The organism is Oerskovia merdavium (assembly GCF_014836755.1).
Classification (GTDB): domain Bacteria; phylum Actinomycetota; class Actinomycetes; order Actinomycetales; family Cellulomonadaceae; genus Oerskovia; species Oerskovia merdavium.
The window spans coordinates 1-22,980 of record NZ_JACSQF010000030.1; the positions used below are offsets into that span (position 1 = coordinate 1).

Consider the following 22,980-nt stretch of genomic DNA (forward strand, 5'->3'; position numbering starts at 1 on the left):
CCCCCCCCCCCCCGCCCCCCCGCTCCGGCTCGGAGGTTCCCGGGGAGACGATGGACCGATGAGCGCGCAGAGCGAGACCGTCGGTCGGGTGCAGGTCGTGACGAGCCAGGGCGCGGTCGAGGGGACCGTCGCCCACGGCGCCGAGCGGTTCCTCGGCGTCCCGTACGCGGCCCCGCCGTTCGGTGCGCGCCGCTTCGCGCCCCCTCGTCCCGTCGAGCCCTGGGCCGGGGTGCGGGACGCGACGCGTTACGGGGCCACCGCGCCGCAGTCGCCCTACCCCGGGGCGCTCGCTGCCCTGCTGCCGACCGTGACGGTCGCGGGGGACGGCGTGCTCCACCTCAACGTCTTCACCCCGGCCGACCGGGGCACCGACCTGCTCCCCGTCGTGGTGTGGGTGCACGGCGGCTCGCTCGCGCACGGGTCCAACGCGCTCGCGGGCTACGACGGCACGCGGTTCGCCCAGGACGGCGTCGTGTTCGTCGGCGTCAACTACCGGCTCGGGGCCGAGGGCTTCTCGGTGCTCGACGGCGCTCCGCGCAACCTCGGCCTGGCCGACCAGCTCGCCGCGCTGCGCTGGGTCCAGGACGAGGTCGCGGCGTTCGGTGGCGACCCGCGCCGGGTGACGCTCGCGGGCCAGTCCGCCGGTGGGAACACGGTCTCGGCGATCCTCGCGCACCCCTCGGCGCCGGACCTGGTCGCCCGGGCGATCGTCCAGAGCGGCCCCCTGTCCGCCCAGCCGGCCGCCCGGGCGGGGCGCATCACGCGCGCCATGGGCAAGGACCTGGGTGTCCCGATGACACGCGCGGGCTTCGCGACCGTCCTGCCCGAGGCACTGGTCGGCTCGCAGGACCGCGTGACCGCGGGATCCACGCCGCTCACGGGCGGGCCGGGGTTCGCGCTCGTGCTCGACGACGACCTGGTGCCCCGCGAGCCTCACGAGGCGCTCACTGCGGGAGCCGGGAGCACGATCCCGCTGCTGATCGGGGCCACGACCGAGGAGTACCGCCTCTGGTTCGTCCCCACGGGGCTGCTGAGCAGGTTCAGGTGGTGGCACCTGGCCGTGGCACGGCGCAAGGTCGGGATCTCCGCGCGGGCCGTCCGCCTGTTCCGGCGCAACCGCCCCGGGGCGTCCGCGGGGGAGCTCCTGGGCGCGCTCGCGACCGACGTCCTGCTGCGCGTCCCGCTCCAGCAGGTCGCCGACTCGCGCCGGTCCGCGGACGCCGAGACGTTCGTCTACGAGTTCGCGTGGCGCAGCCCGGTGCAGGACCTCGGCGCCGCGCACGCCGTCGAGCTCGGGTTCGTGTTCGACGGGCTCGCGACGCCCGACTCGACCGCACTCGCGGGCCCCGAGGCACCCCAGTCGCTCGCGACCGCGATGCACGGCGCCTGGGTGGCGTTCGCGACCTCGGGCGACCCGGGCTGGCAACGCTGGGACGAGACGCGACCCGTGCGGGTCTTCGACGGCGAGGGAGACCCCGTGGTCCTCGCACCGCGCGACGACGAGCGGGCGGCGCTCGACGCGCGGTGAACGGGCGTGCTTTCCCCGAGCAGCCGCTCGGGGTGAAGATCTACCCGTGCACAGCAGCCACCTCGACACAGCCGCCCCGTCCGTCGGACCGTCGGGAACGCCCGACCCGCTCACCGGCCGGACCGGCCCCAACGCCTGGAGGCTGTACCGGACCGCGGCACCTGACGGTCCGCAGCGCCCTCCCGTCCTGCTCCTGCACGGCGTGACCGACTCGGGCGAGTGCTGGCCCGGCACGGTCCGCCACCTCGTCCGCTCGCGCGACGTCCTGGCGCTCGACGCCCGTGGCCACGGTGGTTCCGACCTGCCCGACGAGTCCTTCACGCTCGCGGCGCTCGCGGACGACGCGGCCCGCGCGGTCCGGGACGTGCTCGGGCGCCCGGCGGTCGTCGTCGGGCACTCGATGGGCGGCCTGACGGCGCAGGAGCTCGCGCTGCGCCACCCCGACCTGGTCCTGGGCCTGGTCCTGGAGGACCCGGCGTGGGGCGTGCTCGACGCCCAGCACGACGAGGGCGGGCGGCCGCTCTTCCTCGCGCCCGGCATCGAGGCGGCCCGCGGGCGCCCGACGGCGGAGCTCGCGGCGGACTTCCGCGCGCGCTTCCCGCAGTGGTCGCCCGAGGAGTCGGAGCCGTGGGCCCGCGCCCAGCGGGCGGTCTCGCCGCGCCTGCTGGAGGTCCCGCACGAGTGGACCGCGCGCGACTGGCCCGTCGCGTTCGACGGGCGGGTGCCGGTCGTGGTCGCGGCCGGGGAGGTGTCGAGCTACTCGCTCGTGCCCGAGGACGGCGCGCGCCGAGCCCTGCAGGTCCTTGCGGGCAGGGGCCGGGTCGAGCGGGTCGCCGGGGCGGGGCACTGCGTGCGGCGTGACGACCTGGCGACGTTCCTGGGCCTGGTCGACGGGCTGCTGGCCGAGGTCGAGGCTCGATGAGCAGGGGGTGAGCAGGGCCTCGGTCGCGCGGCGCTCGCCCGCAGCGACCGGGCCCCGCACACCCTCCGGGGCCCGGTCCCGCGCCGGCGCAGCCGGCGGACGCCTACGCGAGGACGAGCTTGTCGCCGTCGGTCGGGTGGTCGGCCAGCGCGACGCTGCGGACCGCCGGGTCCTCGTAGGTGTTCCAGTAGTAGGTCGTGGTCCGGGAGGAGAAGAGCCCGGTGTAGATCGTGATCTCGAACTCTCCCGACCCCATCGCGGCGCACCCGTCGACCATCGCGACCTGCTGCAGCGTGTGGAACGCCCGGCTGACGTTCTCCTCCTCGCTGCTCTTGGTCGGGTAGTGGGCGTTGACGTAGGCGGCGCGGACGAACCGGGAGGGCGAGTAGTAGTCCCCGGGGATCCCCCGCATGTGCGAGCCCGAGCCGAACGGGGTGAGGTGGGCCCTGCCCAGCTCGGTCTCCGGCGGGAACTCGGGCGAGGTGTTGAGGTAGTTGCGCAGGTTCTCGTGGTGCCACGCGAACCCGGGCTGGTTCGTCAGGACGTCGACGTCGTCGTCGAAGACCTGCATGCCCTCGCTCGTGTGCTCCACCACGATGGCGCGCTCCGCGTCGGCGATGATCCAGTGGAGCAGCGAGCTCGGGTACTTGTCGTTGATCGGCTTGTCGACGATCACCACGTCCTTGAGTGCCGCCTCGACCTCGTCGACGCTCGCGAACTGCGCGCACACCCACAGCGGGAACTCGTACGCGGCGACGTTGACGGCGCCGTCGACGGGACCGGGGGCGTAGGCCGCGTACCCCGGGAAGTTGAGCCCGGCGACGGCCAGACCCGCGTCGTTGCCGGCGTCGAAGTAGAGCGGGGTGTCCTCGTCCACGATGCCCATGCCGATGGTCGCGTGCTCGATGCTGCGCACCGCGCCGAACGGCGACCTCGGAGCGTAGCCCGTGGGCGTCAGCACCACCTGCTGCCCGTAGCCGCTCGTCCAGTCGAGGTTGCGTGCGAGGTAGACGCTGTCCTGGCCGTCCGAGAACCTGATGCCCGTGCACATAGCGATGCCCCTGTCGTCGTCGATGCAAGGTGAGGCAGATGCGGTTCGCCACGCCACCGCGTCGTGCCCCCGTCCTTCCATGGTCGTCTCTGATCGACGGTCGTGCTCGACGAGACCGCGAGCATCGAGCGCTCCACGGCCGGGGCCACGTCCCCTCGCGCCCCGTCCGACGAGGTCGTCCGGGTCCGGAGGAGGTCCGGTGCTCGGACCGGCGACTTGGACGATCCGCCCACCCGGGGGAATGATCGACCCATGCTCACCCTCACCGGAGCCGCCGGCTCGCGCATCGTCGGGATCGGCCACCACCAGCCCGAGCGGACGCTCACCAACGACGACATCGCTCAGCTGGTCGAGACCAACGACGAGTGGATCCGTTCCCGCACCGGGATCGTGACGCGTCACGTCGCGGCCGAGGACGAGACCGTGGCCGACATGGCGACCGCGGCGGCGCGCCACGCGCTCGAGGACGCCGGCGTCGCGGCGAGCGCGGTCGACATGGTCATCGTCGCGACGGCCACGGCGCGCGACCGCTCGCCCAACACCGCGGGCCGCGTGGCGTACAACCTGCGCACGGGCGTCATGCCCGGCCAGTCCACGCCCGAGGAGGAGGACGCACCCGACCTGCGCGGCGTCGTCGGGCCCGTGATCCTGGACGTCAACGTCGCGTGCTCGGGCTTCGCGCACGCCCTGGGCCTCGCGGACCAGGCGATCCGCACCGGAGCCGCGACCACGGCGCTCGTGATCGGCGCCGAGAAGCTGACCGACTTCACCGACTGGACCGACCGCGTGACGTGCATCCTCACGGCCGACGGTGCGGGGGCGTTCGTGGTGCAGGGCACGGACACCCCGGGGATCGGGCCGGTCGCGTGGGGCTCGGAGCCCGAGCTGACCCCGGCCGTGCTCATCGAGACCCCGGACGAGAAGTTCGTGCAGGACGGGCGCGCGGTCTTCCGCTGGGCCATCACGCGTGCGGCGGACAGGGCGCGCGCCGCAGTCGAGAAGTCGGGCCTGACGCTCGACGACATCGAGGTGCTCGTCGCGCACCAGGCGAACCTGCGGATCATCGAGCCGCTCGCCAAGGCGCTGGGCCTCGAGGACAAGGTCGTCGTCACGGACATCACCGAGTCGGGCAACACCTCGGCCGCGAGCATCCCGCTGGGCCTGTCGAAGTGGTGGCACTCGGGCAAGATCCCCGCGGGCGTACCCGCGCTGCTCATCGGCTTCGGCGGCGGCTTCGCGTGGGCCGGGCAGGTCGTGGAGACGCCCTCGCGCTGATCCGCCCGCCATCGACCGGTGGACCGCGGGCTGCCCGCTGCCCGCCGAGACGGCCTGGCGGCAGCGTGCCACGCTGGGCGCATGGCTCGTGACGTGCGCGTCCGCCGCCTGCGCCGCGAGGCGTGGGGGTTCGTCGTCGGGTCGGCGTGCTTCCTGGTCGGCGCGGTGCCGTTCTACGCCCAGGCCGTGGGACCCGTCTGGGTGGGCGTGACGTTCTGCGTCGGCTCGGTCTTCTTCACGCTCGCCGCGGCGATCCAGCTGAGCCTGAGCGGACGCCGCGTGCCCCGCAGGGGGACCCTCCCGGCCGACCTCTGGGACTGGTGGGCCGCGGCCGTCCAGCTCGCCGGGACCCTCCTCTTCAACATCAGCACCGCGGCCGCGCTGGGTGCGGCGATCGCCGACCCCAGGCGCCTGGGCGCGGGCTGGCGGCCCGACGCCTACGGGTCGGTCGCGTTCCTCGTGTCGAGCGCGTTCGCGGTCGTCGCGACCCGGGACCGCGGTCACCTGTGGGACGCGGACGCGCGCACGTGGCACGGCACGTGGCTCAACCTGGTGGGTTCGGTCGCGTTCGGCGCGTCGGCCGTGGGGGCGCACGTGGTGCCGCAGACGGACTCGCTCGTGAGCGCGTTCTGGGCCAACCTCGGCACGCTGCTGGGGGCGGTGTGCTTCCTGGTCGCTGCGCTGCTGTCGCGGCGCACGATCGGCGAGGAGCCGGCGCCCGCCGCGTCGTGAGCCGGTTATCGCGCGGTGCGCTCGCGCGGAGCGCTCACGGCGTCCATGCCCTGCGCAACGGCGGCGCACCGGTCCTCGTCGTGCGCCGCGCGGTCGGCGGCGCGCTCCAGGAGGCGCCGCAGGGTTGCGCGGTCCGCGGGGTCGAGCCCCGCGAGCAGGTCCTCCTCGGCCGCGGCGACGCGTGCGTCGAGGTCGGCGAGGACGGCGCGCCCCTTGGCGGTCGCGACGATGCGCCGGGTCCGGCGGTCCGTGGGGTCCGCCTGGCGCTCGACGAGGTCGCAGCCGACGTACTTGTCGATCAGGTAGGTCATGACGGTCCGGTCGATCCCGAGCCGCGCCGCGAGCGCGGCCTGGCTGGGCGGGGTGTCGTGCACGACGGCGGAGAGCACCTGGTAGCCGCGCGTCCCGTCGGGCAGGTCCTCGGCGAGCGCGTCGACGCGCTCGCTCCACTCGCGCAGGAGCGCGGTGAGAGACCAGCCGAGGGGGCTGGGGGAGCGGGAGGTGTCAGGCGTGGCGAGGGTCACGACCTCAGGATACAACGGAATGATCTAGGCGGAAGATGAGTTGCTGATGATATCGTCTGCAATTCAGACGATCTCGACACGACCGCCGCTCCCCGCGGCACACGGAGCGCGCACGCATGACGGACTACGGCCACGACCTGATCCTCGGCACCTTCCACACCCCGCAGAACCGCGACCCGCAGGCGCCCGTGCGCCTCGCGCAGCTCGCCGAGACCGCGGGCCTGGACCTCGTGACCTTCCAGGACCACCCCTACCAGCCGGCGTTCCTCGACGCCTGGACCCTCCTGACGTGGGTCGCGGCGTCGACCGAGCGGGTGCAGGTCGCGGGGAACGTCCTCAACCTCCCGCTGCGCCCGCCCGCCGTGCTGGCCCGTGCCGGGGCGAGCCTCGACCTGCTCTCGGGCGGCCGGTTCGCCATGGGGCTGGGCGCCGGCGCGTTCTGGGACGCGATCGAGGCCATGGGCACGCCTCGCCTCGCGCCGGGCGAGGCCGTCACCGCGCTCGAGGAGGCCATCGACATCATCCGAGGCATCTGGGACACGAGCGACCGGACGCCCCTGCGCGTGCACGGCACCCACCACCAGGTCGACGGCGCCAAGCGCGGACCCGCCCCGGCGCACGACGTCCCGCTGTGGATCGGGGCGGTCAAGCCCCGCATGCAGCGGCTCATCGGCCGCAAGGGTGACGGCTGGCTGCCCTCGCTGTCCTACCTCCAGCCCGGTGACCTGGCCAAGGGCAACGTCGTGATCGACGAGGCCGCGCTCGCCGCGGGCCGTGACCCGAGCGCGGTGCGCCGCATGCTCAACGTCAACGGCACGTTCTCCACGAGCCGGCTCGGCTACCTCCAGGGACCGCCCGCGCAGTGGGTCGAGGAGCTCGGTGCGCTCGCGCTCGAGGACGGCGTCTCGGGGTTCGTCCTCGCGACCGACGACCCGCGTGAGATCCAGGTCTTCGGCGAGGAGGTCGCCCCCGCGCTGCGCGAGCTCGTCGCGGCCGAGCGGCGGTCCGCCGGGACGGCGCCCGCCGCTCACCGTCGCGGGGCCTCGGCCCTCGCGGCCCGCCGAGCGGGCATCGACTACGGCTCGCTCCCCGCGACCCTGGGCGAGCGCGCGGTCGAGCCGGGGGACCGTGCGTACGACGCGGTGCGGCACACCTACATGCGCTCGGGGGCGCCCGGCATCGTGCTCCGCCCGCGCACCGCGGACGAGGTCGCCGAGGCCGTGGTCTGGGCCCGGGAGCAGGACGTGCCGCTCGCGGTGCGGTCGGCCGGCCACGGCATCAGCGGGCGCTCGACCAACGACGGAGGGGTGCTGCTCGACGTCGGCGCCCTGGACCAGGTCGTCGTGCCCGAGGACGGCTCGCGCCGCGTGCGGCTGGGGGCCGGTGGGACCTGGGGGCAGGTCGCCGAGGTCCTCTCGCCCCACGGGCTCGCGATCAGCTCGGGCGACTCCGGAGGTGTGGGCGTCGGTGGGCTGGCCACGACGGGCGGGATCGGTCTCATGGGCCGCAAGCACGGTCTGACGATCGACAACGTCGTCGCGGCCGAGGTCGTCACGGCCGACGGACGGGTGCGTGTCGTGGACGCCCGGGAGGAGCCCGAGCTCTTCTGGGCGCTGCGCGGAGCGGGCGGCAACATGGGGGTCGTGACCTGGGTCGACGTCGAGGCCGCTCCCGTGACGGACCTCGTCTACTCGATCATGGTGCTCGACGCCTCGGACACCGCGGGGCTGCTCGAGCGCTGGGCCGCGACCGTCGAGGCCGCGCCGCGCGAGCTCACGAGCTTCCTGCACATGAGCGCGGGCCGGGGCGGACGCGGGCCCATGGCCCAGCTCATGACCGTGTGGGCCGACGACGACACCGACGCCGCGATCCGCGCGCTCGAGAGCCTCGCCGACTCGGCGCCGCTGCTCGACCACCAGGCGGTGCTGACCCCCTACTCGGGGATCGTGCGCCGGGCCGACGCCCAGCACTCGGGGGGCGGGGAGCCGGGCTCGCGCTCGGGCCTCGTCGAGCACGTCGACCAGGCCACGGCCCGCGACCTCGCCCGCTTCCTCGGGAGCGGCGCGGCGCAGCTCCTCCAGCTCCGCGCGGTCGGCGGTGCGGTCAACGACGTCGCCGCCGACGCGACGGCCTACGCCCACCGCACCCAGAACTTCTCGGTCGCAGCGTTCGGGTCGCGGGGAGGCCCGGCGGGGATCGACGGCGTGTGGGACGACCTGGTGCACCCGCACACCGACGGGCTCTACCTGTCGTTCGAGACCGACTCGCGCCCCGAGCGGCTGCTCGAGGCGTTCCCCGAGCCCACGCTGACGCGCCTGCGCCAGGTCAAGCGCGAGGTCGACCCGACCAACCTGTTCTCGGCCAACTTCCCGATCCCGCCGGCCGGCGCCTGACCGGACGGTCCGAGCCGCCCCGTCGGTCGGTGCCCGACGGGCCGGTCGCCCGACGGACCGGTCCTGCCTGACCGGTCCTGCCCGACCGGTCCCGACGGCGAAGGGCCCCGAGCCGCCCCCTGACGGCTCGGGGCCCTTCGTCGTCGGCCGATGTCCTCGGCCCCGCCCCGACCTGCTGGGCGGGCGCGGGGGCCGGGGCCGCGTCAGCCGACCAGGTTGAAGTCCTCGTCGAGGACCGTCCCGCGGTGCGGCTTGTAGAGGTCGTAGCCGCGCGGGTTGCACTGCAGGCCACCGTTGATGCACTGCTCGACGAGCGCCGCGAGGACCTTCGGCTCCCAGGCGTTGACGAAGTCGTAGTGCCACGACTGGTCCGAACCGCTGGCCAGCCGCACGTCCGACATGTCACCGCTCACGGGCCAGGCGATCTTGAACTCGAGCATGGGCACCGCGACGGGGTGGGTCATGGGGCACTGCCCCGCGACGGGGTAGGCCATGTGCGTGCCGTGCCCCATGTGCGAGGCGGCGCCCGGCGTCAGGTGCTTGCCGTCCCAGCAGCTCGGCGACTGGTAGCGCAGGTTGAGCTGGCTGCCGGGGTCGCAGTGGTCGGGGATCGACCAGCTCTTGGAGATCTCGCCGCACTCCCAGCCCTCGACCGCTCCAGGGGCCGTGCGGAACGAGTCGACGGTCGCCATCATGTCGCCCGCCACGAACTCCAGGCCCGCGGGGAACGGCACGACCTGGGTGTAGTCGTCGATCCCGGACTTGTAGTAGATCGTCATCGGTATGTCCGGGGCGATCGGGGTGTCCCCGCGGTAGAGCGCGGGGAACCAGTAGGCCGAGTGGTCCTGCGGCACGGTGCACGTCGAGTCCGTGCTCGCGAAGAGCGACTCGGGCGTCGAGAAGGCGTCGGTCGACCGGTTGCCGACGAACGTGTGCAGGTGCGAGGCGCCCGGCTGGCCCGGGAACACGATCGGGTCGTCCTTCTCGAAGTGCGAGAACGAGCAGTTCGCCTGGAACTCGTGGTGCGTGACCTCGTCGTCGAACACAGGGGTCTCGGGCACCTCGACGGGCGTGCCGTCCCCGAAGACCTGGAGCTCGTACAGCGAGTAGCCGTAGCCCGTGGCGCGCTGGGTCCCGACGAGCTGGACGTAGCGACCCGTCGCGTCGACGTCGAGCGTCTGGAGCCCGCCCGTGCCGGCCGTGACGGTCGCCGCGGTGGTCCACGTCGTGGCGTCGTCCGACACCTGGATCGTGAACGCCCTGCCGTACGCGGCCTCCCAGTCGAGGACGACCGTGTCGAGCGCGAACGAGTCGCCCAGGTCCACGCGGAACCACTGGTCGTCGCCCGGTGAGCTCGCCCACCGGGTGGACCGGTCGCCGTCGACCGCGAACCGCGGGCCGAGCCCGCCGGACTCCGAGCTCGATGCCTCGGTCAGCGCTCCCTGCGAGAGCAGGGTGCCCGGTGCGGCGCTCGCCGCACCGGCCGCGCCGAGCGCGATCGCGGACGAGGTGACCAGTGCCGCGACCGAGAGCGAACCGACCAGGGCGCGGGTCCGTCGTCGGGCACGGGGCCGGCCGTGGCGCTGCGGGGAGTCCCCGGGCGCGCGGCGGGACGTTTGAGTGGTGCGGTGCATGCTTCCTCCTGTGACGTCGTCGTCGGGAGGTCGCGCCGGAGCGCGCCGCGCCCCCCCCCGGGGGGGGGCCCCCGGGCGGGGGACGGGGGGGGCGCGGGGGCGCCGCTCCCACCCGGGGTCTCGTCAGCGCGCGTAGACGCCGAGCTCGAAGAGCGAGTAGCCCCACTCGGTGCCGCGCTCCGTGAGGTTCAGGCGCACGTAGCGCCCGGACCCCGCGACGTCGATGTCGTCGACGCCGCCGTTGCCGCCCGTGACGGTCTTGACGGTCGACCACGTCGAGCCGTCGTCCGAGGTCTGGACCTCGTACGACTTCCCGTAGGCCGCCTCCCACACGAGCTGGAGGTGGTCGAAGGACCGGACCGAGCCCAGGTCGACCTGGAACCAGGCCGTCGGGCCCCACTGGCTCGCCCAGCGCGTGCCCAGGTCGCCGTCGACCGCGCGGGCGGCCGAGTAGTCCCCGTTCCACGGGTCGAAGCTCGACGCGGTGGCGGGCTTGCCCAGCGCGAGGTTGGTGCCCTGGACCGCAGGCGGGACCACGCGCAGCGACCTGGTCTCGACGCCCACGTTGCCCTGGCCGTCCTCGGCGAACACGTAGACCTTCCACACGCCGAGGCGCTCGGGCGCGGTGACCGTGAACTTCCCGGGAGCGGTCTGCGTGAGCGCGGTCCAGGCGAGCCCGCCGGCCCCGTCGATGTACTTGCTGTTGAAGAAGGCGACGTAGTTGATCGGGTCGCCGGGGTTCTCGACCGACGACGCCGTGGCCGGCTTGCCCTGGGACAGCAGGGTCGGGGCCGCCTCGGCGGCTCCGACGGGTACCAGGGTCGCGGACGCGACGAGCAGCGACAGGGCGAGCGCGGTCAGGCTGCGCCGCCTGCTGCGCCGCGGTCTGGCAGGGGTGTGCGGGGGTCTCATGTTCTACCTCTCGGGGGAGACAGGAGTCCTGGCCGTCGTCGGCAGGCTCCGGGAATCAGTTCTTCGTCGAGCTGGATCCATCCGGGAGAGCGCTCTCATCCGAATTCGGAGTATTCCGACGTTCAGGAGGGCTGTCAAGGGAACGGTTCCCGAAAGTGTGCAGCGGGGTGAACTTCGAGAAGGCAGAACGGGCGGCGACCAGGACGGACGAACGGTGGAATGCTGCCGGTTCGTCGCGTTGGCGCGCTGCACCTCGGCGGGAAAGCGCTATCCCGAGAATGCTAGCGTCACCCCTGTGACAGCACCTCGTCCCTCCGCCGGCCCGACGCTCGACGACGTCGCGCGCGTCGCCGGTGTCTCGCGCGCGACCGCGTCGCGCGTCATCAACGGCAAGCGCAAGGTCGCGCCCGCTCTCCAGGAGCTCGTGCAGAGCGCGGTCGCCGCGACGGGCTACTCCCCGCACCGGGCGGCCCGCACGCTCGTCACGCGACGCACCGGGAGCGTCGCGCTCGTGATCTCCGGCACGGATCCCGAGACGGACCCCGTGACCGACCCCGGCTCGGGCGGTAGCCGCTACGCGGGCCACGTGTTCGACGACCCGTTCTTCGGGCGGATCGTCGCGGGGATCGTCCGGGCCCTGCGCCCGCACGACGTGCACCCGGTCCTCATGCTCGCCGAGGACGACGCGGCCCGGGCGCAGGTCGTCTCCTACGTCCGCCAGGGCAACGCCGACGGCGTCCTGCACGTCTCGACCCGCGCCGACGACCCGCTGCCCGCGCTCCTGGTCGAGGTCGGGCGCCCCGCGGTGCTGTTCGCGCGCCCGTCGGCGCCGCTCCCGATCAGCTTCGTCGACCTGGCCAACCGGGACGGGGGAGCGCTCGCCGCGGAGCACTTCGTGGCCGACGGCAGGACGGCGCCGGCCGCGATCTCGGGACCGCTGGGGGTGCTCGCGGCGAACGACCGGCTCGCCGGTTTCCGGGACGCCCTCGCGCGGCGGGGCCATGCCTACGTGCCGTCGGTCGAGGGGAACTTCACGATCGAGAGCGGCGACGCCGCGATGCGGGCGCTGCTCGAGCAGGTGCCCGGGGTCGACGCGGTCTTCGCGGGGAACGACCTCATGGCCCAGGGGGCGATCGACGTGCTGCACGAGGCCGGACGACGCGTGCCCGAGGACGTCGCGGTCATCGGGTTCGACGACACCGCCCTCGCACAGCGGGCCCGGCCTGCCCTGACGACCGTGCGCCAACCGGTCGAGGAGATGGCGGGCGAGATGGTCCGGCTCCTGCTCGAGCGCATCGAGGACCCGACGCTCGCGGTGCGCTCGGTGCTGTTCGAGCCCGCGCTCGTGGTGCGCGGCTCGGCCTGAGGTTCAGACCGGCGGCCCGGGGGGGGGGCGCGGGGGGCGGGGCGGGGCCTGGGGTCCCGCCCGGCGGCCCGCCCGGGCCGCGACGTCGTGTCGCGGACCCGGGCAGGCCGGCTGGTCACCCGGTCAGGAGGTCAGCAGGTCCTCCCGTCGAACGTCGCGGGCACGACCGTCGTGACGGCCGTCCCGTCGACGGTGCCCGTCGCGGTCACCGAGGTGCTGCCGGCCGAGACCGAGGCCGCCCGGGCGTTGAAGCTCTGTGCTGCGAGCCTGCCCCCCGCCACCTGGGAGAACGTCTTGGTGCCGTACGGCGTGGCGAGCGCGACGTCGACCGGCGCGCCCTCCTTGTTGGTCGCCGTGACCGCGAGCTGGACCTTGCCGGCCACGCAGCGCGTGACGGCCGTGGCCTGCACGTCGAGCGCCGGCGCGGGCGTCACGTCGACGCCGCCGTAGAAGGCGACGTAGCTCGGGATGGTGTCCGGTCCGTCGGCGCGCGGGCCGACCCCGTTGATGACGGCCTCGAAGATGCCCTCGCCGCCGAGGGAGACGACGAGCATGTTGTGCATCTTGACGCCGGCCACCTGGGGGACCTCGAAGCCGCCGTCGACGACGATCTCGGTCTCCTCGGTGTCGGACGTGAAGTTCGAGTAGGAACCCAGGCCCCAGGCCTCGTGGTTCTTCACACCGTCCGCGACCTTGTAGGCCGCCCACCCGCGGGTGTCACCGTTCTGCCAGGCTGCCTGGTCCGGGACGTCGTACGGCAGCTCGTTCTGGTAGAACACGGTCTTGCCCCGCTCGCCGTTCCACAGGGTGTTGTACTTCTGGTAGTGCTCGACGAACAGACCGTAGGCAGAGACGTCGTCCCCGTTGACCACGAACCCGTAGTCGGACGTGTTGAGGTCCCAGCCGATGCCCTCGCCGTGGTCACCGCGCCACGACCACACGTGGTCGACGATGGTGTCGTCGGCGTTGATGATCATGGCCGCGTCGACCTTGCCCGCGACAGCACCGCCCACGCGCATGAACACGTCGTGCAGGACGATCGGGTCGTCCGAGTGGTCGGTGTGGACGCCCTCGTCGCCGACGACGAACAGCGCCGGGGACTCGGTGACCGCGGCGTCGAACAGGATGCCCGCGACCGTGATGCCGTCCTCGTCGGCCACGTGCATGCCGACGCCCCCGTGCTCGGGGATGATCGTCGCGTAGCCCAGGCCCAGGACGACCGTTCCGGGCCTGTCGACCTGGATCGTCTGGTCGACGCGGTAGACGCCCGGGGTCATGAGCAGGTTCTTGCCCGCGGCCAGGGCCGCGTTGATCTCGGCCGCGGTGTCGCCCTCCTTGGCCACGAAGAAGTCGTCGAGCGGGATCGACGTGCCGGCCGTGTGGCCGTTCTTCCAGGTGGTGCCCGTCGTGCCCTCGCGCAGCTCGGGGACGAACACGGCCCACTCGTCGCCGTCGAGGTAGAGGTAGGGCTTCTCGCGGACGGTGCCCGTGGTGTCGAGCCGGGTCACCGGGGGCTTGGGCCACGTCGCGGCCGTGGGCAGCGTGCCCTCGACGCCCGAGTAGACCATGTTCCAGACGCCGCCCTTCCACTCGCCGACCGAGCTGTCGCGGGCGTACCACTGCTGCTGCGTCCAGGACTCGACCACGCCGGTCACGTTCGTGTCGGCGATGTAGCCGCCCGACGACCAGCCGTAGGCCGACGAGTCGAGCTGGAGGCCGCCGTTGACCTGGATGCGGCGGAACGGTGCCGCCTGGGACGTGGCCCAGCGGGCCATGCCGTCGTCGGGCGTGATCGACAGGTTCTCGGCCGAGCGCCAGAAGTTCTGGGTCGCGTTGCCGCCGAACCACTGCGCGTCGACCCAGTCGCCGCCCTTCACGGTCACGTCGGTCGGGTCCTGACCGACACCCGAGAGCGAGGTGTAGAAGCCGATGCGCGCGTCGACCTCGTACTCACCGGGCGTGAAGAGGAACTGGTACCGGCCGGGGCCGAACTGGTCCTGCTCCTGCTGGGCGAACACGGTGTCGATCTGGTGCTGGATCGCCGAGTCCGGCATCGAGGGGTCGAACACGAAGACGTTCGGGCCGAACAGGTCGGTCGTCGGGTCGATCGAGGCGCCGGGGGTCAGGACGCGGAACTCGTACATCGAGTACCCGAACGTGGTGCCCCGCGCGACGCCCTGCCAGCGCACGTAGCGCGCCGAGGTCGTGTCGAACGTGACGACGTCGGTCCCGCCGTCCTGGTTGCGCGCCTGGGCAGCAGTGGTCCACGTGGAGCCGTCGGTCGAGAGCTCGATGTCGTAGTCCTTGCCGTACGCGCCCTCCCAGAGGATGCTCACGCCGCAGACCTCGTCGGCCTCGCCCAGGTCCACCTGCAGCCACTCGTCGTCCTGGCCCGTCCACGTGGTCGTGTCGAGCACCGAGCCCCAACGGGTGCTGGTGTTCTGGTCGACGGCCTTGGCCGGGGTCGAGTCGCCCTGCTGCGACGAGGCCGTCGCGGTCGCGCCTGCGGTCACGTCGGTCAGGCAGGCCGTGGGGTTGGTGGGGTCCACCGGGTCCACCGGGTCCACGGGGTCGACCGGTCCGCCTGCGGGCTCGCCGAACACGCGGAACTCCCACAGCGAGTAGCCGTACCCCGTGCCGCGGACGTCGCCGAGGAGGCGGACGTAGCGGCCGGCGCCGTCGACGTCGAGCACGTCCGCCCCGCCGTCGCCGTTCGTCACGGTGCTCAGGGTGTTCCAGGTCGTGCCGTCGTCGGAGGTCTGGATCCGGTACCCCTTGCCGTAGGCGCCCTCCCAGTCGAGCTCGACCCGGTCGATCGTGGCCCGCTGACCCAGGTCGACCTGGATCCACTGCGGGTCGGTCGCCAGGCTCGACCAGCGGCTGCCGCCGTCGCCGTCGAACGCCTCGCCCGCCTGGTAGCCGTCGGGCGACTGCGTCGAGGACGCCGTCGCGGGCTTCCCCTGGGACAGGAGGGTGGGGCCGTCGGCCGCTGCCGCGGGGACGAGCGGGACCGCGAGGCCTGCCGCGGCGACCGCCAGGGCGAGGGCCGCTCCGGCTCCTCGGCGGGACGGGCGTCTCCGGCGCTGCGGGACGGGTGCCGCGGGCGGCACGGTGGGAAGGGGCGAGAAGGGCATCGGTTCTCTCCTAGGTCGTCGTCGACCGCGTCCAGGCTCTACGCCGAGCAGGACGCACGTCGTGAGAGAGCGCTCTCTCACGATGTCGGCCAGTATTCAGGTGAGGGGGTCCGGCGTCAAGAGAGCGCTCTCCCGCGTCCTTCGCGGCCGCTGGACGCGACCCGACGCGCGGGGCGGCGCTCCGCCGTCGGGCCCGTGGCTGTCCCAGGAGCGCGCTCCGCGCTGCTAGCCTCGCCCCATGCGTGAGGACGGCCGAGTCTCGACGCCCCCGACGCTCGAGGACGTCGCCCGGGTGGCGGGAGTCTCGCGCGCCACGGTGTCCCGGGTGATCAACCAGAAGCGCCAGGTCGCGCCCGACCTCAAGGCGGTCGTCGAGAAGGCGATCGTCGAGACGGGCTACGTGCCCAACCGCGCGGCCCGTTCGCTCGTCACGGGCAGGACGGGCACGGTCGCGGTCGTGATCTCGGGCGTCGACCCGGAGATCGAGGGCAACCAGATGACCGGGCAGGTCTTCGCGGACCCGTTCTTCGGCCGGATCGTCGCGGCGTTCGTGCGCGCCCTGCGCCCCCACGACCTGCACCCCGTGCTCATGCTCGCCGAGACCGACGACGCGCGCGCCCAGGTCATGACCTACCTGCGCCAGGGCAACGCCGACGGCGCGCTCCTCGTGGCCGCCCAGGCCGACGACCCGCTGCCCGGCATGCTCGTCGAGGCCGGCCAGCGCGCGGTCCTGTTCGCGCGGCCCGAGCCCGCGCTGCCCATCAGCTTCGTCGACGTCGCCAACCGCGACGGCGCGCGGCTCGCGGCCAAGCACCTCATCGAGCGCGGCTGCGACGAGCTCGCGGTCATCTCGGGCCCCTCGGGCCTCTACGCGGCCGAGGAACGCCTCGCGGGCTTCCGTGACGAGGTCTCCCGGCACGGGCGCGCCTACGTCCCCGAGGTCTCGGGCGAGTTCACGCTCGAGGGCGGCGAGGCCGCGATGGAACGTCTCCTCGACACGGTCCCCGGGCTCGACGGCGTGTTCGCGGCGAACGACTACATGGCGCAGGGCGCCGTGCACGCGATCCAGGCCCGCGGCCTGCGCGTCCCCGAGGACGTCGCCGTGGTCGGGTTCGACGACAGCTCGATCGCGCCCCTGTGCCGCCCGGCGCTGACGAGCGTGCGCCAGCCCGTCGAGGAGATGGCGGCCGAGATGGCCCGGCTCCTCATCGGGCAGATCGCCGAGGGCGACCGGCAGGTGCGCTCGGTCGTGTTCGACCCGACCCTCGTGGTGCGCGACTCGGCCTGAGAAAGCCCGAGACCCCGACCTGACCCGGGGTGCAGAATGGCAGCATGCCTCTTGCACCCCGCTACCTCGCTGCCGACGACCGCTACGAGTCCATGACGTACCGGCGCTCCGGTCGCAGCGGCCTCGCCCTCCCCGCACTGTCGCTGGGCCTCTGGCACAACTTCGGTGACGTCAACCCGTTCGACAACCAGCGCGCGATCCTGCGCCGCGCGTTCGACCTGGGGATCACGCACTTCGACCTCGCGAACAACTACGGCCCGCCCTACGGCTCGGCCGAGGAGAACTTCGGGCGCCACCTCGCGCGCGACCTGCGCCCCTACCGCGACGAGCTCGTGATCTCGAGCAAGGCCGGCTACGACATGTGGCCCGGCCCCTACGGTGACGGCGGCTCGCGCAAGTACCTGCTGTCCTCGCTCGACCAGTCGCTCGCCCGCATGGGTCTCGACTACGTCGACATCTTCTACTCGCACCGGTTCGACCCCACGGTCCCGCTCGCCGAGACCATGGGCGCGCTCCACACGGCCGTGGTGAGCGGGCGTGCGCTGTACGTCGGCGTCTCCAACTACTCGCCGTCGCAGACGCGCGAGGCCGCGCAGATCCTCGCGGACCTCGGCACGCCGCTGCTCATCCACCAGCCCAGCTACTCGATGTTCAACCGGCACGTCGAGCTGCCCGAGGCGGGGCACGACGACGGCGAGAACCTGCTGGACGTCGTCGAGGACCTCGGCGTCGGCACGATCGTCTTCTCGCCGCTCCAGCAGGGTCTGCTGACGGACCGCTACCTCTCGGGCGAGGTGCCCGCGGACTCGCGCGCCGCCGTCGGGCACTTCCTCAAGCCCACCGCGATCTCCGAGACGTACCTCGAGCGTGCCCGTGCGCTGAACGAGATCGCTGCCGGACGCGGCCAGTCGCTCGCGCAGCTCGCGCTGAGCTGGGTCCTGCGCGACGAGCGCATCACCTCGGCGCTCGTGGGTGCGAGCAGCGTCGCGCAGCTCGAGAACAACGTCGCGGCGCTCGACGCGCCCGCTCTCACGGCCGAGGAGATCGCGGCGATCGAGCCGTTCGCGGTCGACGGCACGACGCGCTGAGCCCGCCGGCCCGCCGGCCTGACGGCCGGTCGGGCGGCGTCGAGCCGTCCGACCGGCCGGGGGTCCGGCTCCCGTGGGAGCCGGGCCGGGTCGCTGTGCTCAGCTCCAGCGCTGGACCGCGAGCGGTGCCGCCTCGGCCAGCTCACGGACCACGGGGTGCTCGCTCTCGGCGAGCACCTGCTGGAGCGGGCCGGACTCGACGAACTCGCCGTCGACCAGCAGGTGCGCGGACGCCGTCATGCGGTGGACCAGCTCGAGGTCGTGGGACACCAGGAGCACGCCCGTCCCGAGCTGGGCTGCGGCGTCCTTGACGCGACCGGCGATCTCGCCGCGCATGGTCGGGTCGAGCGCGGTGAGGGGCTCGTCGAGCAGCAGGATGTCGGGACGCGTCGCGAGGGCCCGGGCCAGGGCCACACGCTGGCGCTCGCCACCGGACAACGTGCGCAGGGGACGGTCGGCGTAGCGGTGCTCGAGCGCGACGAGGTCGAGCAGGTCCTCGATCGACTGGCCCGAGGGACGCCCGCCCTTGCGGGCGTCGGTCAGCCCGGACTTGAGCACGTGCGTCACGCTGCTCGCGGGGTCGATCCCGGGCAGGCCGTCCTGCGACACGCGCCGCACGGCGGCCTTGAACGTCTTCTTGTCGCGTCGGCCGAGGCGGGTCACGGTGCGCCCGCCCCACGTCACGGTCCCGCTCGACGGCTTGATCTCGCCGAGCAGCGCGCTGATGAAGGTCGACTTCCCGACGCCCGACGGTCCCACGATCCCCACGGGGGCCAGGCCCGCCGAGAGCTCGATCGAGACGCCGCGCAGGACGTCGGCGCCGCCGTGCCCGGCCCAGAGGTCGCGCGCCTGGAGGGTGTGGGTCGTCGTCATGCGCGGTCCTTCCGAGGGTGGGTCAACCGGTGCGGGGGCGTGGGTGTCCCCGTTGGTCCAACGAACGACGGTACCCGCGTTCTCCCGGTCGGCGGTGCGGCGCAGGTCACACCGGCGCCGCACCGAGGTCGTCGCGGGGCCGTCGTGGGGCGGACGTCAGTCGCTCGTCGTCCACGCCGAGGGCGCCGCGACCACGTCCCGCAGCACCGTGCGCGCGCCGCCGATCATGGCCGCGTGCCCGGCCACGAGCGCGGGCCGCAGGTCGAGCTCGGTCCACGGCGACGCGAGGACGCGTGTCGTGAGCTCGGTCGTCAGGGCCTCGCGCAGGTGGGGCAGCAGGTCGGTGTAGATCCCGCCGAGCAGCACGGTCTCGATGTCGATGAGGTTCACGAAGTTCGCGAGCGCGCGCCCCAGCGCGGTCCCGGCCGACGAGGCGGCGTCGAGGGCCGACGGCGTGCCCTCCTCGAGCGCGTCGAGGAACCTCTCGACAGGGGCATCGAGGGGGATGCCGGCCGCGCGCAGCATCGCGTCCTTGCCCGCGTACTGCTCGAGGCAGCCCGTGGCCCCGCACAGGCACCGGGGCCCGTGCGGGTCGACCACGACGTGCCCGATCTCGCCGCTCCAGCCCCGGTTGCCCAGGAAGAGCTCGCGGTCGATCACGATCGCGGAGCCGATGCCCACCTCGCCCGAGACGTACAGGAACGACGAGGGCACGGGGGGAGCGACGCCGTCGGGCCCGGGGAGCGGCACGCGGGGCTCGCCCTCGCCCGGCGGGACCGGGGCCACGAGCTGCGCGAGCCCCGCGAGGTTGGCCTCGTTGGCGATCTCGACCGGGAGGCGCTCGGGCAGGCCGAGCAGCGGGACGGGCAGGAACGAGGACCAGCCGAGGTTGGGTGCGACCTGGAGGCGGCCCGCACGCGCGTCGACCAGGCCGGGCAGGGCGAGCCGAGCGCCCGCGACCTGCATGTCCTGGGACTCGACCTCCTCGACGAGACGGCGGGCCAGCGCGCCCAGGCGTCCGAGGACCTCGGCGGGGTCGCTGCCGTGCAGGTCGCCCGGGACGACCTCCTGCGCGACGACCTGTCCGGTGAGGTCGAGGACCGTGCCGCCCAGGTAGTCGACGTTGACCTCGAGCCCCAGGCCGACCACGGTCCGCTCGGCGGGCGTGAGCGGGACGGCGGGGCGGCCCGCGCGCAACGGTGTCGCGGGCGGGAGCTCGCGCACGAGCCGCGCCTCGATGAGCTGGTCGACCAGCACCGACACGGTGGCGCGGGTCAGGCCCGTGGTCCCGGCGATGTCCGCGCGCGAGCGGGGGGTCGTGGCGTCGAAGATCGCCTGCGAGACCAGGGCGAGGTTGTACTCGCGCAGGGTGTGCTGGCGGGCGGCCGTGGAGCGCCCCCGGGTGGGCGTCCTGACGCTGGTCGAGGACTCGTCGCGGTTCACGTCTTGACCTTACCGACAGGACCACATAAGTTCATCCATACAACAAATGGCGGCCTGCTCGACCGAGGAGCCGGCCCATCTCGACGAGGAGACTGTCGTGGCTGACGCGATCGACCAGAACATCAACTTTTCCTTCGGCCTGTGGACCGTGGGGTGGACCGGTCAGGACCAGTTCGGCGGAGCCAGCCGCCCCCACCTCGACCCGGCCGAGTCCGTCCGCAAGCTCGCGGACCTCGGCGCGTGGGGCTTCACGTTCCACGACGACGACGTGGTGCCCTTCGGCTCCGACGACGCGACCCGCGAGCAGCTCCTCGGCGAGGTCAAGAAGGCCGCCGACGAGACCGGCCTGACCATCGAGATGGTCACGACGAACCTGTTCAGCCACCCGGTCTTCAAGGACGGCGGCCTGACCTCGAACGACCGCGGCGTGCGCCGCTACGCGCTGCGCAAGGTGCTGCGCAACGTCGACCTCACGGCGTCGCTCGGCGCCAAGACGTTCGTCATGTGGGGCGGCCGCGAGGGCACCGAGTACGACGGCGCCAAGGACCTCCACTCCGCGCACGAGCGCTACGCCGAGGGTCTCGACCTCACGGCCGCGTACATCAAGGACCAGGGCTACGACATCAAGATCGCGCTCGAGCCCAAGCCCAACGAGCCCCGCGGCGACATCTTCCTCCCGACCATCGGGCACGCGCTCGCGCTCATCGCGAAGCTCGAGCACGGCGACATCGTGGGCCTCAACCCGGAGACGGGCCACGAGCAGATGGCGGGCCTGAACTACACGCACGGCCTCGCGCAGGCGCTGTGGGCCGGCAAGCTCTTCCACATCGACCTCAACGGCCAGCGGTCCATCAAGTTCGACCAGGACCTCGTGTTCGGCCACGGCGACCTGCTCTCCGCGTTCTTCACGGTCGACCTCGTCGAGAACGGCTTCCCGAACGGCGGGCCCCGCTACGAGGGCCCCCGCCACTTCGACTACAAGCCCTCGCGCACCGAGAACGAGGTCGGCGTCTGGGACTCCGCCAAGGCCAACATGGAGACCTACTCGATGCTCGCGCGCAAGTCCGCCGAGTACCGGGCCGACCCCGAGGTCCAGGCCGCGTTCAAGCACTCGGGCGTGTTCGAGCTCGGTGAGACCACGCTGGGCGCGGGCGAGTCCGTCGCCGACCTGCTCGCGGACCGCTCGGCCTACGAGGAGTTCGACGTCGAGGCCGCCGCCGAGCGCGACTTCGGCTTCGTGCGCCTCAACCAGCTCGCGCTCAAGCACCTGATCGGCTGATGAGGGGCGCAATCGTGCCGGCCGCGGCCACGCGCGGGGGTGCGGCATGACCGGCGGTCTCGTCGCGGGGGTCGACTCGTCGACGCAGTCCTGCAAGGTCGTCGTCCGTGACGCCGTGACCGGGGCGCTCGTGCGCTCCGGCTCGGCGTCGCACCCCGACGGCACCGAGGTCTCGCCCGACGCCTGGTGGACGGCGTTCCGCGGCGCGGTCCAGGTCGCGGGCGGGCTCGACGACGTCGCGGCCCTGGCCGTGGGCGGGCAGCAGCACGGCATGGTCGTCCTCGACGCCGACGGCGAGGTGATCCGTCCCGCGCTCCTGTGGAACGACACCCGTTCGGCCGGTGCCGCGGTCGACCTGATCCGCGAGCTCGGTGACGGGGACCCCGGTGCCGGTGCCAAGGCGTGGGCCGAGGCCGTCGGCTCGGTGCCCGTCGCGTCGCTCACGGTCACCAAGCTGCGCTGGCTGCGCGACGCGGAGCCCGAGAACGCGGCGCGCGTCGCGGCCGTCGCGCTCCCGCACGACTGGCTGACGTGGCGGATCGCCGGCTACGGCCCGCGGAGCGAGGGCCTCGAGCCCGACCTCGGCGCGCTCGTGACCGACCGTTCCGACGCCTCGGGCACGGGGTACTTCGACGCCTCGGCCGAGGGCGGGCGCGGTGCGTACCGCACCGACCTGCTCGAGCTCGCGCTCGGGCGCTCGGACGTCGTGCTGCCCCGGGTCCTCGGCCCGGGCGAGGACGGCGGGGTGGCCTCGGCCGCCGTGGCCGGTGCCGCGGTGACCGGTGGGGCCCTGATCGGCCCCGGTGCCGGGGACAACGCGGCCGCGGCCCTGGGGCTCGGCATGGGCGCGGGCGACGTCGCGGTCTCGATCGGGACCTCGGGAGTCGTCTCGGCGATCGCCACGTCGGCCACGGCCGACGCGAGCGGGCTCGTCAACGGCTTCGCCGACGCCACGGGCAACTTCCTGCTGCTCGGGGTGACCCTCAACGCGAGCCGCGTCCTCGACGCGACCGCGCGGGTGCTGGGCGTGGACCACGCGGGCCTGTCCCGGCTCGCGCTCCAGGCGCCCGCGGGGGCGGACGGGCTCGTGCTCGTCCCGTTCCTCGAGGGCGAGCGCACGCCCAACCGTCCTGACGCGAGCGGCACGCTGCACGGCATGCGGTTGTCCACCATGACGCCCGAGCACCTTGCGCGGGCGTCGGTCGAAGGCATGCTGTGCGGCCTGGCCGACGGTCTCGACGCCCTGCGCGAGCAGGGGGTCCGGGTCGAGCGGCTGCTGCTGATCGGCGGCGGCGCGCAGTCCGAGGCGGTCCGGCGCATCGCGCCGCAGGTCTTCGGCCTGCCCGTCGCGGTCCCCGAGCCGGGCGAGTACGTGGCCGACGGCGCCGCTCGCCAGGCAGCCTGGGTGCTGTCGGGTGCGGCAGAGGCCCCGAGGTGGGAGACGTCGTCGAGCAGCGGCTACGACGCGGCCCCCGAGCCCGGGATCCGTGCGCGGTACGCGGCGGTGCGCGACCTGACCTGAGAAGGTTGCCGCTGAG

At 73.4% G+C, this 22,980-nt stretch carries 17 protein-coding genes; 10 read left to right on the plus strand and 7 right to left on the minus strand.

The features are described from left to right. Positions 1-58: 58 nt before the first annotated feature. Positions 59-1,528: a carboxylesterase/lipase family protein gene (locus H9641_RS19160; protein ID WP_191806008.1), complete on the plus strand. Its 1,470-nt coding sequence runs from the start codon at positions 59-61 to the stop codon at positions 1,526-1,528. 46 nt (positions 1,529-1,574) lie between these two features. After that, positions 1,575-2,450 (plus strand): alpha/beta fold hydrolase, encoded by an 876-nt coding sequence (locus H9641_RS19165; RefSeq protein WP_191806009.1) that lies wholly within the window; start codon positions 1,575-1,577, stop codon positions 2,448-2,450. A 103-nt stretch (positions 2,451-2,553) separates the two neighbouring features. On the opposite strand, the gene bsh is transcribed toward H9641_RS19165, so the two are convergent. Next, positions 2,554-3,501 carry a choloylglycine hydrolase gene (gene bsh, locus H9641_RS19170; RefSeq protein ID WP_191806010.1) on the minus strand — a complete coding sequence of 316 codons (948 nt, stop codon included), beginning with the start codon at positions 3,499-3,501 and terminating at the stop codon, positions 2,554-2,556. Positions 3,502-3,753: 252 nt separating this feature from the next. Between bsh and H9641_RS19175 the strand changes: the two genes are divergently transcribed. Together H9641_RS19175 and H9641_RS19180 are read left to right on the plus strand one after the other, a co-directional pair. After that, entirely contained in the window at positions 3,754-4,776 is a 1,023-nt protein-coding gene (locus tag H9641_RS19175) for a 3-oxoacyl-[acyl-carrier-protein] synthase III C-terminal domain-containing protein (protein WP_191806011.1), read from the plus strand. Between the two features lie 81 nt (positions 4,777-4,857). Next, entirely contained in the window at positions 4,858-5,508 is a 651-nt protein-coding gene (locus tag H9641_RS19180; protein WP_191806012.1) for a YrhK family protein, read from the plus strand. Positions 5,509-5,513: 5 nt separating this feature from the next. Here the strand turns inward: H9641_RS19180 and H9641_RS19185 are convergent, their stop codons facing one another. Continuing rightward, positions 5,514-6,032 (minus strand): MarR family winged helix-turn-helix transcriptional regulator, encoded by a 519-nt coding sequence (locus tag H9641_RS19185; RefSeq protein WP_191806013.1) that lies wholly within the window; start codon positions 6,030-6,032, stop codon positions 5,514-5,516. 116 nt (positions 6,033-6,148) lie between these two features. Between H9641_RS19185 and H9641_RS19190 the strand changes: the two genes are divergently transcribed. Then, the gene (locus H9641_RS19190; protein ID WP_191806014.1) at positions 6,149-8,425 is read left to right on the plus strand and encodes an LLM class flavin-dependent oxidoreductase; all 2,277 of its coding nucleotides are present in this window, start codon (positions 6,149-6,151) and stop codon (positions 8,423-8,425) included. A 203-nt stretch (positions 8,426-8,628) separates the two neighbouring features. Here the strand turns inward: H9641_RS19190 and H9641_RS19195 are convergent, their stop codons facing one another. Both H9641_RS19195 and H9641_RS19200 read right to left on the minus strand, forming a co-directional pair. After that, positions 8,629-10,059, minus strand: a complete 1,431-nt coding sequence (locus H9641_RS19195; protein ID WP_191806016.1) for a DUF1996 domain-containing protein — start codon at positions 10,057-10,059, stop codon at positions 8,629-8,631. A 123-nt stretch (positions 10,060-10,182) separates the two neighbouring features. Continuing rightward, entirely contained in the window at positions 10,183-10,971 is a 789-nt protein-coding gene (locus H9641_RS19200) for a discoidin domain-containing protein (RefSeq protein ID WP_191806017.1), read from the minus strand. Between the two features lie 295 nt (positions 10,972-11,266). On the opposite strand from H9641_RS19200, the gene H9641_RS19205 reads away from it, so the two are divergent. After that, a complete protein-coding gene (locus tag H9641_RS19205; RefSeq protein WP_318244695.1) occupies positions 11,267-12,337 on the plus strand; it encodes a LacI family DNA-binding transcriptional regulator in 1,071 nt (356 codons plus the stop codon). Between the two features lie 131 nt (positions 12,338-12,468). Here H9641_RS19205 and H9641_RS19210 read toward each other — a convergent pair whose 3' ends face one another. After that, positions 12,469-15,471 carry a discoidin domain-containing protein gene (locus H9641_RS19210; protein ID WP_191806019.1) on the minus strand — a complete coding sequence of 1,001 codons (3,003 nt, stop codon included), beginning with the start codon at positions 15,469-15,471 and terminating at the stop codon, positions 12,469-12,471. A 238-nt stretch (positions 15,472-15,709) separates the two neighbouring features. Between H9641_RS19210 and H9641_RS19215 the strand changes: the two genes are divergently transcribed. Both H9641_RS19215 and mgrA read left to right on the plus strand, forming a co-directional pair. After that, a complete protein-coding gene (locus H9641_RS19215) occupies positions 15,710-16,759 on the plus strand; it encodes a LacI family DNA-binding transcriptional regulator (protein WP_068623677.1) in 1,050 nt (349 codons plus the stop codon). 44 nt (positions 16,760-16,803) lie between these two features. Further along, positions 16,804-17,847, plus strand: coding sequence for an L-glyceraldehyde 3-phosphate reductase (gene mgrA, locus H9641_RS19220; protein ID WP_191806020.1), 1,044 nt, complete (start codon positions 16,804-16,806; stop codon positions 17,845-17,847). Between the two features lie 99 nt (positions 17,848-17,946). Here the strand turns inward: mgrA and H9641_RS19225 are convergent, their stop codons facing one another. Both H9641_RS19225 and H9641_RS19230 read right to left on the minus strand, forming a co-directional pair. Further along, positions 17,947-18,720, minus strand: coding sequence for an ABC transporter ATP-binding protein (locus H9641_RS19225; RefSeq protein ID WP_191806021.1), 774 nt, complete (start codon positions 18,718-18,720; stop codon positions 17,947-17,949). 156 nt (positions 18,721-18,876) lie between these two features. After that, complete coding sequence (locus H9641_RS19230) at positions 18,877-20,163, minus strand: ROK family protein (protein ID WP_191806022.1); 1,287 nt, start codon at positions 20,161-20,163, stop codon at positions 18,877-18,879. Positions 20,164-20,260: 97 nt separating this feature from the next. Here H9641_RS19230 and xylA point away from each other — a divergent pair, with 97 nt between their 5' ends. Continuing rightward, complete coding sequence (xylA, locus tag H9641_RS19235) at positions 20,261-21,442, plus strand: xylose isomerase (RefSeq protein WP_318244696.1); 1,182 nt, start codon at positions 20,261-20,263, stop codon at positions 21,440-21,442. A 46-nt stretch (positions 21,443-21,488) separates the two neighbouring features. Then, positions 21,489-22,964, plus strand: coding sequence for a xylulokinase (locus H9641_RS19240; RefSeq protein ID WP_191806024.1), 1,476 nt, complete (start codon positions 21,489-21,491; stop codon positions 22,962-22,964). The last annotated feature ends 16 nt before the right edge of the window (positions 22,965-22,980 follow it).